Below are 15,522 nucleotides of genomic sequence, written 5' to 3' on the forward strand. Positions count from 1 at the left end.
AAACCCCTTAGAAGGCAGGCGAGAGCATCCATGGACCACCCGATCCAGCACCTGTGCGGTCACCTGCTGTTCTCCCGCGACGGAACGGTCTGGGCGACCTGGCGGCTGCAGGGCCAGGCCTACGGCCGGCGAGCGGTCTGGGAGAAGGAACGCATCCGCGTGCTGCACCAGATGCTCTACCGCAGCCTGGGTGGGGAATCCCTGCACCTGGGCCTTGAGGTCGACACCGACCCCGTCGCGGTGGTGCAAGCCATGCTGCGCGGTTTGAGCCAGCCGCTGGCGGCCCTGCCGGAGTGGGCCAGCGAGGTCGAGGCCACCCTGGACCGGCTCGAAACCGACCTGGTCTTGTCCGAGCGCACCTACTGGCTGTCGGTGCCGCTGCGCAACACCGGCGCCTCCGTGCTGACCGAGGCGGCCCGATCCGCCCTCACCTCGCTGCTGAGCCAGGTCGGCGCTCCCCGCCGCGCCCCGGCCGTGCCGGTGCTGGCTGAGCGGCTGCAGCAGGCCGCCGAGATCCAGGCGGTCATCCCCGGCCCGTTCCAGGCCCGACCGGCCAGCTCAGCAGAACTGGTGTGGATCTACCGCCACGCCCAACTGCGCGGCCTGGCCGGTGAAGCAGTAGGGGAGGAGGTCTGGCTGCCGGAGACCCCGCAGACCAGCCAGATCGAGCAGTTCCTGTCCCTCGGCACCGGCAGCACCGATGTGGAGGACGGCGAAGACGACGGGCACGACGGGAACGATGTGGCGCCGGTGGCGCACCTGCAGTCCCCAGGCCGCATCGGCTGCCCGATCCTGGACGAAGCAGCCGTCACCGACATCCCGGCACAGCCCGGGCGCGGCTCGCTGCGGGCCAGGCTGCGCCGCCTGCTGCCCTCCCAGCGCACAGTCCTAAAGATCACCGACACCGAGGACCAGGCCGCCTCCTACCAGAGCCTGGCGGTACTGGCAGGCACCCCCACCGCCGGGGCCCTGTTCCCCGGCACCGAGTGGCTGGGCATGGCCGAGCAGGCCGGCGTACCGGTGGACTGGGCGGTGCGGATGCGCAACAACGCCCGCGAAAACGTCCTGATCCGCAACCAGCGCGCAGTCAAGAACCTCAACGACCAGTACGAGCAACGCGAAGGGGAGGTCACCACCGGCAGCCACGAACTGGACGCCGTGGCCGCGGCGTTGACGGAGTACCAGGCGCGGCTGGCCAACGAAAAGCTCGAGGTGGAGCTGGAGACCATCACCGTGCTGGCCACCAGCGCCGGCACCCGCGAGCAGGCCCTGGCCAACGGCGCGCAGCTGGTGCGTCACTACAACGAGTTCGACCACCGCCTGCTGCGGCCGCTGGGGCAGCAGCACCAGGCCTGGTGGGCGATGCTGCCGGGTACCGGCTGGCCCACCGCGTTCAACGATCTGGCCCAGATCTGCCTGGCCGAAGGGTTTTCCGCGGCCGTGCCCATGGTCTCCAGCCAGCTCGGTGATGGGCAGGGCGCCTTGTGGGCGCTGAACGAGACCACCCAGGCCGCCTCCCCGGTCCTGATCGACCTGTTCACCACGATCCTGGCCAACTTCTCCGCCGCGATCGCCATCGCCGGGGAGCTGGGCAGCGGCAAGTCCTACTCGCTGAAGTCGCTGGCCGGGGCGATGGTCGACCGCGGCGCCCGGCTGGTCACCATCGACCGCTCCCAGACTGCCGAGTACGTCTCCTTCGCCCGCTCCCTGGGCGGCTGCACCCTGGCCGCCGTTGTGGACAACCCCGACGCCGGAGTGCAGTTGGAGTACAGCCTGGACCCGTTGCGGCTGTTCCCGGGCAGGGACGGAGCCCGCATCACCCAGACCCTGCTGACCCCGCTGCTGGCCATCGACGCCAACAGCGACGTCGACCTGGCCCTGACTCACACCACCGCCCCGGACTACCGCGCCGCCCACCGCATCGACAGCCTGGCCGACCTCAGCCAGCACCTGCTGTCCGGGGCATGCACCGTCGTGGGAGCAGGCGAGCTGGGCCGCAAACTGCGGGCCTTGCAGACCAAGGACTACGCACGGGTCCTGTTCGACCAGACACTGCCGGCGCTGAACCTGCACGCCACCCGCGCGCTGGTGTTCACCACCTACGGCCTGCAGCTGCCCTCACGTGAGGAGCTGCTGAACGAGCACCTGTTCAAACGGCTCAGCCCGCACAAGCACTTCGGGCGCGCCATGTACGCCCTGCTGATGGCCCTGGCCCGCAGCCTCGCCTTCGCCAACCCCGACGAGCTCGTCTTCTTCGTCAGCGATGAGTGCCACCACATCACCGCCTCCATCGAAGGCGAAGAGGAACTGACCACCTTCATCCGCGAAGGCCGCAAGAACGGAGCCGCCGCCGGGCTGGGCTCCCAGGACTGCGCCAACGACTTCGGCAACGAGACGCTGCGCGGGCTGATCCCCTACCGGCTGGTGATGCGCCTGACCGATGAGAACCTGGCACATAAGGCGCTGGAATGGATCGGCCTGGAAGACACGCCCGAGCACCTGGAGGAGATCACCACCGGGTTGTCCCCCCGCGACCTGAACAACCCCGACGGACAGGTCGCCCCCGAACGCCGCGGCGAAGGCCTCTTCCGCGACTCCTACTGCCGCCTGGGCCGCGTCCGGATCCTCGGCCCGGCACTGCCCTCGCGGCGCGTGGCGTACTCCACCACCCCCAAGCGGGCCACCTCACTGCACCAGCCCACCGCCCCCGGACAACCCCCAGCCTTCCCGCCCTCGCCGACCGCAAGCCCTGCACCGGCGGCGCCGGCGGCCTCTGCGACCAGCCTCACGGTCGGTCCCACCCGCCCGGCGGGGACTGCTCCGGTAACTCAGGCCTCCACAGCTCCGACGATGTCAGCCCCACCGACGTCGGGCACTGGCGCGGCGACGCCCTCACGGAGCCGGACCGCGAGCGCCGTCCCGGACCAGGTGACTTCATCCTCGACCGGCACGTCGACTGGCCCGTCGCCCGTCAGCGAGGCGGGAACTGTCGAGAGGTACGTCGAAGCGCCGGGCGCAGGAGCCGCCGCGAAGGCCGCGGGTAAACCCGTCTCAACGCTGCCGGTCTCCCGCCGCAGGCCCACTCCTTCCAGCGGCCCCACCAGCGCGCCCAGCTGCACAGCCACCCGATCGGCGCGCAGCACCAGCGGGCCGGTGCAGGACGTCGGGGAAGCAGGTTCCCGGGCGTGAACGCGCTCATCTCCACTGCCCGTACCGGCCGCGTCGGCCACCGTCACCTCACGCCACGCGGCGCTGGCGAGCAGACGGTGCGGGGGCGTTGCCGCGGCTGGGTAGGCCGTGGGCTGCGGGTGAGCGGGTGGCTGTTGGTGGGTGTCGTGCTCAGTGTGCTGGTCGCGGTCGCATCGAGCCCGAGTGCGCAAGCAGCACCCGCAGCACCAACACCGGCACAGCCGGCCGCCACGGCCGATCCTCTCCTGACGCGCCCGGAGCGCACTGTCATCCCTCCTGCTGAGGCGCAGGGGCCGGCCGCTGAGGACGGGCAAGCCGGTGGCGCCGATGCCGGCGGGCCGAGTTCGGCGCCTGCCGACGGCGTCGACGGCGAACCCGGCCCTGAGGCCACCGTGGCGCCGGGAGAACCGGCAGGGCCCACCGGCTTTGGGGATGGGGTCGGCGCAGGGGGAGGGAACACCGCCGACAGCGGGGCCTTGGGGCCGTTGGATGCCGCCGACACGCATGACCTGTCGATCAGCCAATACCAGCTGTCGGTCGACACCGGCGGAACGACCAGCCCGCAGAAGCTGATCACCAACGGAATCTTCCTGCAGGGCCTGTGGGAGGCCTACCGGTGGACGGTCGGGGCCGGGGTGGCCGTCATCAACCTCACCCTGCAGATGCAGTGGGTCGAATGGATCGTCGATGCGGTCAACCCGCTGGCGATCACGCTGAAGCGCGACGTGGTCGACCGGCTGGGGGTGCTGCAGCTAAGCCTGGCGGCGATGGCGGTCTGGGTGACCATCATCGCCGCGGTGGGGCGGTACGCCCGCGCGATCAGCCAGCTGGTCATCTCCACCGCCCTGGCGGCGCTGGCCACGGGGGTACTGGCCAACCCGGTGGCGGCCATCACCGGACCCGATGGGCTGCTGTACACCGCCCGCGACGCCGGGCAGGCGGTGGCTACCTTGATCACCAGCAACGGGCAACGCACCGACCCGGACCCCGACCTCATCGGTCGCCAGACCGGAGCGGCGCTGGTCGACACCTTCATCCGTGCCCCTCACCAGATGATCAACTACGGGCAGGTCATCGACGGGACCTCCTGCCAGCAGACCTACGACGAGGCGCTGGCCGGTGGGCCCTACGACTCCGACGATGACTCGGCGCGCTCGGCGCTGGGGGACTGCGATGAGGCGTTGAAGGAGTTCGCCGATGACCCCGGCTGGTCGGGGGTGGCGGCCATCGCCATCCTCACCCCCGCCGGTGGTGCCTTGGTGGTGCTGGCCATCGTGCTGTCGGTCCTGGTGCTCCTGGCGGTCCTGACGACGTTGTTCTACGCGGTCAAACTCCTCATCGACCTGCCGCTGGCGATCGCCGGTGGTGAACGTGCAGGGCTGTGGAGTTCGCTGACGAGCCTGCTCGGGGCGCTGCTGCTGACCGCGGCGTCGCTGGTTCTGCTGGCCATCTACTGTCTGGTCCTGCGCGCGGTGCTGGCCGCTGACGGCGACACCGAACTGCTGGCCCGGTTCCTGGTGGTGGATGCGATGGTGATCGCGTTCATCGCCACCACGCTCGGTGCCCGCAAGCGGATCGCCGAGCGGGCTCGCACGCTGGCGCACAAGGCCGCCCGCTTCAGCGGCGGCGGCAAGGCCCAGCCGGTGAAGATGCCGGGTCTGGCCCAGGTCCGGCAGGTCGCCGGGCAGGTCGCGGCCACCCGCACGGCCATGGGTCGCCTCGCCGGTGGCACGGCGTCAAATTCAACACCGGGCCACATTCAGAGCCAGGCCGCAGCAGGAGCAGGGGCGTCTGGCCGGGGCGGTCGAGGCGCGGGGGCAGGGAATCCGCTGCGGCGCAACGCCGCCGCTCGGGTCGCGCAGCGCCTGGGGAACAACCGCCTCATCAAGACCGGCCTGAGCGCGGCGAGCCTGGCCGGGGGAGCGGCGGGCCTTGCGGCCAAGGCCACACTCGGCGCACCCGTCTACGGTCCCCGCGCCACCCGGATGGTGAAGGCTGCCGCCAGCCGCCGGGCCGCCTCCGCACGCGCCGCGGTCGGCAAGAAAGTTGCCGACGGCAAGGCGTTCGCCGCCGAGTACCACGACGGGCTGGCCCTGGTGGCCCGTCCGGCTGCCGCGGCCGGTCGCGCCGCCGCCGGCAGCCGCGCCGGGCAGGCCCTGACCCGCAGTGGAGCCAGCGCCGCCCGGGCCGCGACCCAGGCCGCGGCCTCAGCGACCACCGCCGCGGCCATCACGTTGTCCACGCCCACTGGGCCGTCCACCGGTGGTGGCGGACCGGTGCCGCCGCGGCCGCCGGCGAGCAGCTCCACCCGCAACGCGGTGAGCAACGCCCCGCGGCGCGCCGCCCAAGCCCAACGGCGCCGGCTGCGGGAACAGGCCGAACACCACCGCGCCAGTCAGATCCCCACGACCAGCGCCTCCTCGGATCGTTCGCCGGTGCCCTCATCGCAGTCAGCGGGGGCCTCAGCACCGGTCGCCCAGGAAACCGCCCAGAAACCCGCAGGGGAGCACGGGGCGGGAACGACCGCTGCGACGCGCGTGGCGGATCGGCTCACCCAGCGCAGGCCGCAGTGAGGACCAGCGCCCCGACCCGGCCGGCGGGCCCTGCAGGACAGGACGAATCGACCACAGCCTGGAACGCCGCGACGACCCCACCACCCTCCAAGAACCGCGCGGTTTCCCAGGGTTTAGAGGTGTCGACGGCCTCGACGCCTGGCCCGCTGCGATGGGTTCTGGCCGCCACCGCGGCCGTACTGGTGGCCGGCGTCGCGGGGGTCGTCGTTGTCGTCCTCATCGCGGTCTCGGTCATCACCGGCGGTGGGGGCGGGATCTCGACCCTGGCGCCCGTCTCGGTGCCCGGCATCCACCCGGTTCTGCTCAGCGCGATGGGCCAGGCCACGGCCCAGACCGCCACGGTGGCGCCAGGCTGTGCGGGGATGCGCTGGTCGATCCTGGCCGGCATCGGGCAGGTCGAATCGAAACTGGCCGCCGGCCACGACATCAGCCCCGAAGGGCGCATCACCCCGGCCATCATCGGCCCGGCCCTGGACGGCTCCGGCGCCGGGGGGAACACCACCGCCATTTACGACACCGACGCCGGGCGGTGGGACGCCGACACCGTCTACGACCACGCCGTCGGCGCCTGGCAGTTCATCCCCTCCAGCTGGCAGATCTACGGCCGCGACGGCAACGCCGACGGGCTGGCCGACCCGCACAACGTCTTCGACAACGCCCTGGCCGCGGTCGTGCACCTGTGCGGCACCGGCCCCAAGAACCTGTCCGACCCCGTACAGCTGCGGCAGGCGATCTACGGCTACAACCGCAGCTGGACCTACGTCAGTCAGGTCCTGGCCGCCATCACCACCTTCGACCAGATCGGCCTGGCCGCCGGCGGCGCCGCGGTCTCCGAGGCCAGCGGCCGCGCCGCCGTGATCATCGCCGCCGCCCGCCAATGGACCGGCACCCCCTACGCCTGGGGTGGGGGAGGAGGCCGGCCCGGGACGAACGGAACCGTCATCGGCGGCCCCTCCGAAGGCTTCGCCCAAGGCGCCGGCACCGTCGGGTTCGACTGCTCCGGTCTGACCCAGTACGCCTACGCCGCAGCCGGCATCGCCCTGCCCCGCGTCTCCTCCCAGCAAGCGCTGCAAGGCATCCGTATCCCTCGCTCAGCGGGCCTGCAAGCCGTCGCTCCCGGCGACCTGGTCTTCTTCGGCACCAATCCGAGCGCCGGCACCGGTATTTACCACGTCGCCATCTACCTGGGCGCGGGTCAGATGATCGACGCTCCCCGCACCGGCACCGTCGTGCGTGAGGAAGCAGTCTGGATGGACTCCTACGCCGGCGCCGTACACATCCCCTGACACCCACAGCAGCGCCCCGCCAGGAACGCGCTGCCACAACCCAGCACCGCCGAACCGGCAGGAGGCGCCGCCACGAACCCGCTCCCGCGCCGCCGACAGTCCGGTGGCGCTCTCGATGACCCCGTAGTCAGCGACCCCGTACTTACCAACTCTGTACTCGATGACGTCAAAGACCACGCGGCGACGACGGTGCCGGCAAGCCCAGCTGACCAGGAACGCCCCGATCACGAGGGCCGTCCCAGACGCGCTCTTCTGCCCGCCGCGGCCGCCGCTGGCTGCCTCCTGATCGCCGCCCTGTGCCTACTCCCCGGCCTCTTCCCCGGCCTGCCAGATCTCGTGCACAGCGCCCATGACGCGATCCGTGGCGGCCGGGGGACGGCCCCGACAACGACTACGACAACCGCACCGATCCCGACCGCGAGTGCCACCACCCCCGCCAGCGCTGCAACCGACCGGCAGGCGGCTCCTGGCCGGCCGCTGCCCGGTGCCCCCGGCCCTGATCCGGCCGCCGCTGCCCCTGCAGGTGCGCAGCCCGCACCCGCAGGCACTGCGACACCAGCGGCGACACCAAAGGACCTGCTGGCCGGCCCGGTAGACGACGCCACGCTGGCCGACCTGATGACCCGAACCCTGCCCGATCGCCTCCAAGCCCACGATCCAGCAGCTACCAGCGGCCCAGAAGCCCGACACGTCATGGACCTGGCTTGGGACACCCTCGCCCATGACCTCACCGCCGGCGGATGGAGCCACCCGCACCAGCAGGCAGCAGTACTGACCACCACCGCGCGAGCGCCCGGCAACGGGCGCCTGCCGGCAACGGTGGCCGTGGTGTTCATGTGGAGGGCGACCACCCCTACCGGGGAGCCGATCGATCGCCGGCTGGCCACGGTGAGCCTGACCCGCGGCAGTGGCCAGTGGGTGGTCAGCACCATCGAAGCGCAGGCGCCCGGTTCCTAAGCCCTCCCCGGCGGCAACACGTTCCAGCGAAGGGTCCACCGGGCACTGAGACGCAAATGGCAGTGGGGCCGGCGCCGCCGCCTTCAGTGCCCGCGTTTCCCCAGCCATCAGGTAGGCCCACGACCGTGCGCTCGCCATGAAGGCGGAAACCAGAAGACGTCAACGGCCGATGCTCAGAGACGGTCGAGCATCGATCCGCGGCCGCCCGGGTTCGGCAAGAGCGGGCAGAGAAGGGCAGGTGCAGCAGTGTCGAAAGAACGGCGACGCGAGCTCTCCCCGCGTGAAGCTGCCCTCCTGCGAGCATCAACCTCTGGCTACCAGTTGTGCTCTGAGAACCGATCCGGTCCCTCCAGGCAGCCAGCCAAGGCGGTCAGAACGAGGGGTCGCGCCGACGAGATGTGGCCTGCCATGCAAAGAGAATGAGACAAGGCGAACATCGAAAGTCCTGAGAACCTCACGAGAACCTCAGCCTTTCGGTAATCGTATTGGTGATGTCAACTACTGCTCAAGGAGACGCACGGCAAGCCTTGCCGCGTGGCGATCGCACGAACGGGCCCGCGGCCACGCACGCACGAAGCATCCGCAGAGCCGCCGTCGACGCCGATCACAAGCTCAGGACGCGGCGCACCTGGCTGGCAGGCGCGGGCATCGCGGAGTGACCCCCGACGAGAGGTGAGATGGACACGACGGGAACCTTCGACGGCCCCACCTCACCGCCTGCGACCGAGTCCGGCCGCTGAATCTGGATCGGCCTGATGAGCCTGCTTAGCTGCCGGGGGAATCCGCACCCGACTGTGGGGCGCGACGCTTGAGGTGGTTGAGCAGCGCTCCGGACCGTTCACGGTGGCGTGAATCAGCGTGCGCCATCACTTCGACCGTCATCGGTGATGAGGTCCTCATCTGGCTGAAGGAGAAGGGCGCCAAGGCGGAGCGAGTGGGTGGCGCTCGCGACCGAGGGTCTGCAGTTAGGTCGCCCGCGAACGCAGCAGTATCCGGCCGGCGGCGGTCAGTTCGACGGTGAGGGGCAGCGCGTCGCCGGGCCACCACTCCGCGGCCAGCAGACCACGGGCGTCCAGGGCCTGGTACACCGCGACCAAGGCCGGCGCCGACTCCGGCTCCTCCAGCACCCGACCGTCCGCGGCGTGCTCCAGGACTGCGCGTTCGAGCCCGGACAGCATCACGACAGTCTCACCCATCCCCTCTCATCAACTCCATGATCGAAATCATCACGACAGCTCGCACCGACTCGCAGGTGCGCGCCGTGGACGGTGCGGGACTGGGCACTTGTCTTCGCACGGCGCCATCGTGCAGGGCTGGCCGACCGTGGCTTTCGCCGCGCCGTACCCCACCAGCAGGGCGCGGGCGGCTGCGGCCGTGCCTGTTCGTGCGGCCGCCGCGGCCGCCGGCTACTCATCGGCGGTGGTGGCGGTGGTGGCGGTGGTGGCGGTGGTGGCGGTGTTGCCCTCCGCTGGACTGCTCGTGGTGGGCGTGAGCGCCGCGGCGAGGGTCGCGGCGTCGGGCAGTGCCGCTTGCTCCTCGGGAGGCAGCCGGTCGTAGGTGTAGCTGGCCACGGCCATCGGCGCGGCGGCGCTGGCCAGGGCGTAGCGCACCGTCTCCTCCTTGGGGGCCTGGGTGCACAGCAGGATCCCGACGGTGGGGGCGTGCAGGTCCGGGCGGCGCAGCCGGTCATCGACCAGGGCCACGTAGGCGCCGAGCTGGCCGGTGTAGGCGGGGGAGAAGGCCCCCACCTTCAGCTCGATCACGACGTAGCGGACCTGCTCGATGGAGAAGAAGAGCAGGTCGATGACCATCTCGGTGTCATCGACGGGGAAGTGGACCTGCCGGCCGACGAAAGCCATTCCATGGCCGAACTCGGTCAGCGTCTCCTGCAGCCGATCGATCAGGGACTGCTCGACCTCGCGCTCGGCGGCCGGCTTGGTCAAGGCCAGGTGCTCGAAGATGTAAGGGTCGCGGGTCAGCTGCTGGGCCAGGTCGGAGTCCGGGGAGGGTAGCTGGGCGGCGAAGTTGGAGACGGCGCCGCCTTCGCGGCGGTGCAGCGCGGTGGCGATGTGGTGCTCCAGGACGTTGCGGGACCAGCCGTACTCCACCGCGCTGGCGGCGTACCAGTCCCGCAGCGAGTGCTCGTCGAGGCGGTCCAGCAGCAGCCGGACGTGGCCCCACGGAAGTTGTCCCACAGCTTGTGGGACGAATGCGTCTTCGACGGGCCAGGCGGCGGCGAAGGAGCGCATGTAGTGCAGGTTGGAGCGGGACCAGCCGCTTTGATCGGGGAAGGCGGTGCGCAGGTCCGCCGCGAGGCGGTCGATGACCTTGGCGCCCCAGCCGGCGTGCTGCTGCCGGTCCAGGATGTCGCGGCCGATGGACCAGTACAGGCGCAGCAGCTCGGTGTTGGCCGCGCGGGCGGCGCGGACTTGGGTGGTGCGGACCCGTTCCTTGAGCGTCTCCAGGAGCTGGGCGTAGCCGATGGGCTCGAGCTCGCTGTCGGTGCTCTTAGTCCTCGGGGTAGACATGGGCTGATCCTGACGTACGGGCTCACACCGGGTGACGTCGCCGTGCCGGGTGTGCCGACCGGGAAGTCCGCGGCCGACGCCTGGCGGGAGCCGGGCCTGGTCGGCGGCGCGCATCCGCAGGAACATTTTTGCAGCTTCAAATGTGCAGCAGGTGGTTGCACAATTGAAGCGTCAACCAACGTGAGCTGGGCCCCTCAAGGTCAGCGCCTCAGCGGCGGCGTCCCCAATCTGCGCCGCACCCCAACAGGGCCTCGCCCCACCCAAGGCCCGACCAGCCGGGGCTTGCGCTCGAATCCGCGAGCCAGACGGCGACGCCTCCGCCAGCGGCCCCGACCAAACGACATCACCGAGCGACCCATGCAGCGACGATGTCGCAGTGCCGATGTCGCAGTCAGGGCCCGGCGCCGTAGCCGTGGACCACGCCGCGCGGTGACGTAGCGCCGCAAGACCTGCCTCGGCGACGGCGCTCGCGGTGTCCTGACGTTGTCCCAGTCGGCAGTTCCTAATGGCGACGTCGCTGGCTGTCTGCGGAGCCAGCGACGACGACACCGACGAGCACCACAGCGTCTGCGTGGACAAGCGCACCCAGCAACGCACCGACGGCGTCCACTGCGACGACGACGCCCGTGCCGGCGGACTGCAGCGGATCTTCTTCGCGGCCTCGGCTGTGCGCCTTCGCGGTCGGTGAATGCGTCAGCACCGTCACACCCGCCGACGCCCATGTACCTGACCCGGGTAGCTGCATTTGCTACGCGATTCAGGAGTTCTGATGGCCCACTCACTCAGCGCTGCCCTGCTCGCCTCCTCTCACGCGAGTCGGACGAGGGAGACGGCAACGACCGGGACGGCTACGAGCGCTGAGTTGGCGTTCGGGGCGCGGCGTGAGCCCGCGATGGTGACGCGGGTAGGTGGGGTGTCGCCGCGGGCGGTGAGGTGGCCGGTGGCGGTGAGGTGGCCGGTGGCGGTGATGGTGCAAGTCGCGGCGGGGGTCGGCTGTTACGCCGGTGCGCCGTTGGTGCAGCTGGACTCGTGGGCCATGCCGGGGGCGGTCGCGGCCGCGGTGGCCGCGGTGGGCACGGGCTTTCGTGGTGAGCGTGCGCGCCGGCGCGGGGTGCTGAGCGACCAGCTGATTGAGGCGGTGGCCCCGCTGCTGGGGTTTCGCCGTCCCTCGCGCGAGCACGTGAAGGCCAGCCGCTGGCGGGGCGCCTGGGTGGGGACACCTGGACGGGTGCGGCTGGCCTACAGCCGCGGCAGTGTCAATGTGGAGCATCCGCGCTGGCAGCAGGAGGTACTCAGCACCGTGCGGCGGCTGCTGGGCCAGGAGTACGAGGTCGCCGGGCATGACCGGCGCCGGGGCTGGCTCACCTTGCGCCCTCGCCTGCCCGATGCGACGGATGTGGTGGCGACGTTGCCGGTGGTGCAGCGCGCCACCCGGACGGCGCGGGAGTTGCTGGGGCCGACGGCGGTGCTTGAGCCGATCTTGGCCGACGAGCTCGATGCGCAGGATCAGCTGCAGTTGTCTGCGGTGGTGATCGCTCATCAGGCCGGGACGCGGGTGGCGACGGCGGCGCAGCGGGCCCGGATCGAGCGCACGTTCTCGGCGATGCTGCCGGGGCGGTGGCGGGCCCAGTGGCAGTTGGAGGCCGACACCGTCCGCTTCGAGGTGCGTCCCACCCTGGCGGCGAGCGTGCCGCACCCAGCTCCTACCGGTCGTGACGATCCGGACGTGCTGCGCAACTACGACCGGGTCGCCATCGCGCTGGCGGTGGATGAGGACGGCCGGGAGGTGATGTGGCGTCCGGCGATCGATCCGCACCTGATGGTGGTGGGGGCCACCGGCACGGGCAAAACCGTGCTGTTGCACGGGGTGCTGGCCGAGATCGCCTCTTGGGGATGGCAGGTCTTCGTCAACGACGCCAAGAGCGTGGAGTTCCTGGGGTTCCGGCAGTGGCCGAATGTGCGGGCGGTGGCCACGTCGATCGGGGAGCAGGTGGCGACGATCCACTTGGTGCACCGCCTGATGGAGGAGCGGTACGCGGCGATCATCGACGGCCGCGCTCATGAGAGTGACTTCGAGCCGGTGGTGTTGGTCCTGGATGAGTTCCGCGACTTCTACGGCAACCTGATTGACTGGTACGCCCGGGTGCGCGTCACCGGCAAGGGAGGTGACCCGACCAAGGCGCCGGTGATCGAGAAGGTCAAGTCCATCGCCCGAAAAGGCCGCACCGCGCGGGTGCACCTGGTGCTGGGGACGCAGCGCCCGGACGCGGATTTCCTCAGTGGTGAGGCGTTGGCCACGGACACGCCGCTGCCCACCCCGCAGGGGTGGACCACGATGGGTGAGGTCGGCGTGGGGGACTTCGTGCTGTCCGAGCATGGCCGCCCGGTGCGAGTCGTAGCGACCACCGAGGTCGCGGTCGGTCGGCCGTGCTACCGGGTGACGTTCTCAGACGGATCCAGCATCGTCGCCGATGAGCAGCATCTGTGGGCGGTGCGTCGGATGAACCCGCAGAGCCTTAAGAGCCAGCAAGCAGGTGCCTGGCCCGCTGAGGGAAACGCCGATGACTGGTGGGCTTGGCCAGCTGCTGAGGGACGCGCGGGGCGGTCGCGCACCCTGATATGGGACAAGGATCGTTCGTCGCTGATCGAGGGCCTTCCTGGTGGGCTGGCCGGTTCCCGGGCCGCCGGGCCAGGCAGTGCGCTCCCCGATGACCCAGGCGCCGAGGCGCTGGTCGTCTGCACCGGGGACCTGGCGCGCACGGTCCACGGGCCATACGGGGGCGCCTACTGGTCCATCGCGGCCGCCGAACCGGTACAGCTGCCCGAGGCCGACCTGCTGGTGGACCCGTGGCTGCTGGGCTACTGGCTGGGAAGCGGGCACCAGGGGTGCGCCGCTATCGCGGCCGCAGACGGGGAGGCCATCGCGCGGATCGAAAGGCTGGGCCACCGGGCCAACGGCGATCCCTGCAGTCACGACGGCCCTGACGACGGTCAGGCGGTGGCCGCCGGCTGGCTCGGGCAGGGAAGAGATCGTCTGGATACCTCACTGCGAGCGCTGGGCGTGCTGTACGACCAGCACGTCCCCGTGCGCTACCTGCGTGCCTCGCGGGCTCAACGTGAGCAGCTGCTGGCTGGGCTGCTGGACGCGAACGGGACCTGCGCCGGCGGCGGCGATCACGCTGGCGGGCGGGCAAGGCCAGCGCAGGTCAGCTTTACGCACACCGAACGCCGGCTCATCGACGGCTTCGCCGAACTCACCGCTTCCCTGGGGTTCATCCCCACGGTCCACCAGGTCCCCCAGCAGGGACTGGACGAGCATCCCGGCTCGGTCGCCGATGGCCAGGCAGCCAGATCGAAGTGGGTGGTGCGGTTCACTCTCGACCGGCAAGTGTTCGGCCTTAGCGGTAAGCAGCGGATGCTGGTACCAGCCCTGCACGGTGGACAACATTGGACGACGCAGAGCCGGTGCGTCATCTCTGTGGAGCCGGTGCCGTCGGTTCCGGTGCGGTGCATCACCGTCGACTCACCGACCCACCTGTACCTGGCCGGGCGGGCGTTCATTCCCACGCACAACTGCCGCGACAACTTCCGCGCCCGCGTCTCCCTGGGCCGGTTGTCTCCGCAAGGGTCGATGATGATGTGGGACTCGCCCTCGGCGGCGGTCTCGGTTCCACGCGGCATCCGGGGGCGGGGCATCACCCTGGACAGCGACGACAGGCCCTGCGAGATCCAGACGTTCTGGACGCCCGATCCGCGCAAGGTCCGCCCCGACCAACACGCCGACCTCGACACGCTGCTGCGGCTGTGGCCCACCCACCGCGCCCATGAGCCGCTGGTCATCCTGCCTCCGCAGCCCTCGGATGCTGTTGAGGGGGACGAGCCCAGGTACCGGCAGTGGGCCGACGCCTTCTGCCAGTCGCGCGCCAACGCCGGGCCGGCCAGCACCGAACATCTTCGCCATGTGGCCCGCATCGTGCCGCTGGCCCTGCATCCGCAGGCCGCGCCGCGATCGACCATGTCACCGGCCTTCGCCAGCAGGGTCGCCGAGCAGGGGAGCGGGGAGTCGGGCGACGGGTTGCAGGGCGAGGCTCCTCGCGATGGTTACGGTGAGGACTTGGGCGAGAACCGTGGCGTTGGCGACGGGAGTGTCGGCAGCGGCGGTGGGGACGATGGGCATGGTGATGCCGGTCGCGGCGCGTGTCTCGATGCGGACCCGGTGCAGGCGTTGAGCGGCGCGTACGGTGAGGCCGTCACCGTCGAGCCCGATCCCGCCGGTCCACGCTTCGTCACGCTCCAGCCCCGCACCACCGGTCCAGCAGCCGGAAAGCGGAGGACGCCCGTTCCCACACGCGACTTCGCGACCGACGCCTCGCCCGGCCAGAGTGGTCAGCAGATGCATTCTGGGATGGGCGAAGTCACTGCTCAGGACCTCGACGATGCAGTCCTGAGTGGGACCACAGCATCGATTCAGCAAGCCGGGCGGGCCGATGTCGATGCCCGCCTCGATGCCGGCTTGGACGGCAGTTCCGATGACAACCGTGATGTCGACTTCGAGGATGGTTTCGAAGACGGCTCGGACGGCAGTGCAGACATTCACTCCTGTAATGGTTATGGCTCTGTGGAGGACCTCCTCATCGACGACTTGGAGGCGGGCATGCTGGTCCTGCTCGATGAGGACGGCGACCACTGGGCCGTGCTCGAGGATGATCCGCAGATCGACGTCGATGATGAGACTGCTCGCTGTTTGAACTGGCGCGACGACAACGACGAATCAGGTTCGCTGTCGGTCGACGCCGACGCTCTGGTCACCGCCAGGCGACTGCTCGAGGGCGCACAGGAGCCGCTGGAGCACCTCGAAGCAGCCTCCGTACCGCCTCGCGGCTGGGCGGCGCCCTCAGCGGTTTCGGACCGACACGGCCCATGCGACCCGCAGCAGGCAGTCATCGGCGGCTCCGGCAAGCCGGGGCGCTTGCGCATCGTGCGCTGAGG

8 protein-coding genes are annotated in these 15,522 nt (G+C 70.6%); 6 read left to right on the forward strand and 2 right to left on the reverse strand.

Going from position 1 to position 15,522, the window contains the following annotated elements; genetic code table 11:
- Positions 1–30 precede the first annotated feature (30 nt).
- The 4 genes from ACRYR2_RS16280 (at position 31) to ACRYR2_RS16295 (ending at position 8,005) form a co-directional block, all read left to right on the forward strand.
- Positions 31–3,189, forward strand: a complete 3,159-nt coding sequence (locus tag ACRYR2_RS16280; RefSeq protein WP_432563938.1) for an ATP-binding protein — start codon at positions 31–33, stop codon at positions 3,187–3,189.
- A gap of 476 nt (positions 3,190–3,665) precedes the next feature.
- Positions 3,666–5,762, forward strand: coding sequence for a hypothetical protein (locus ACRYR2_RS16285; protein WP_432563939.1), 2,097 nt, complete (start codon positions 3,666–3,668; stop codon positions 5,760–5,762).
- A 119-nt stretch (positions 5,763–5,881) separates the two neighbouring features.
- Complete coding sequence (locus tag ACRYR2_RS16290; protein WP_432563940.1) at positions 5,882–7,048, forward strand: C40 family peptidase; 1,167 nt, start codon at positions 5,882–5,884, stop codon at positions 7,046–7,048.
- Between the two features lie 693 nt (positions 7,049–7,741).
- On the forward strand, positions 7,742–8,005 hold the full coding sequence (locus tag ACRYR2_RS16295; RefSeq protein WP_432563941.1) for a hypothetical protein: 264 nt from the start codon (positions 7,742–7,744) through the stop codon (positions 8,003–8,005).
- A gap of 965 nt (positions 8,006–8,970) precedes the next feature.
- Here the strand turns inward: ACRYR2_RS16295 and ACRYR2_RS16300 are convergent.
- Positions 8,971–9,201: a hypothetical protein gene (locus ACRYR2_RS16300; protein WP_432563942.1), complete on the reverse strand. Its 231-nt coding sequence runs from the start codon at positions 9,199–9,201 to the stop codon at positions 8,971–8,973.
- Between the two features lie 210 nt (positions 9,202–9,411).
- Entirely contained in the window at positions 9,412–10,533 is a 1,122-nt protein-coding gene (locus ACRYR2_RS16305) for a PDDEXK nuclease domain-containing protein (RefSeq protein ID WP_432563943.1), read from the reverse strand.
- A 505-nt stretch (positions 10,534–11,038) separates the two neighbouring features.
- Between ACRYR2_RS16305 and ACRYR2_RS16310 the strand changes: the two genes are divergently transcribed.
- Both ACRYR2_RS16310 and ACRYR2_RS16315 read left to right on the forward strand, forming a co-directional pair.
- Positions 11,039–11,221 carry a hypothetical protein gene (locus ACRYR2_RS16310; protein ID WP_432563944.1) on the forward strand — a complete coding sequence of 61 codons (183 nt, stop codon included), beginning with the start codon at positions 11,039–11,041 and terminating at the stop codon, positions 11,219–11,221.
- Positions 11,222–11,500: 279 nt separating this feature from the next.
- Entirely contained in the window at positions 11,501–15,520 is a 4,020-nt protein-coding gene (locus tag ACRYR2_RS16315; protein ID WP_432563999.1) for an FtsK/SpoIIIE domain-containing protein, read from the forward strand.
- Positions 15,521–15,522: the final 2 nt, after the last annotated feature.

Source organism: Kineococcus deserti (assembly GCF_050871945.1).
GTDB lineage: Bacteria > Actinomycetota > Actinomycetes > Actinomycetales > Kineococcaceae > Kineococcus.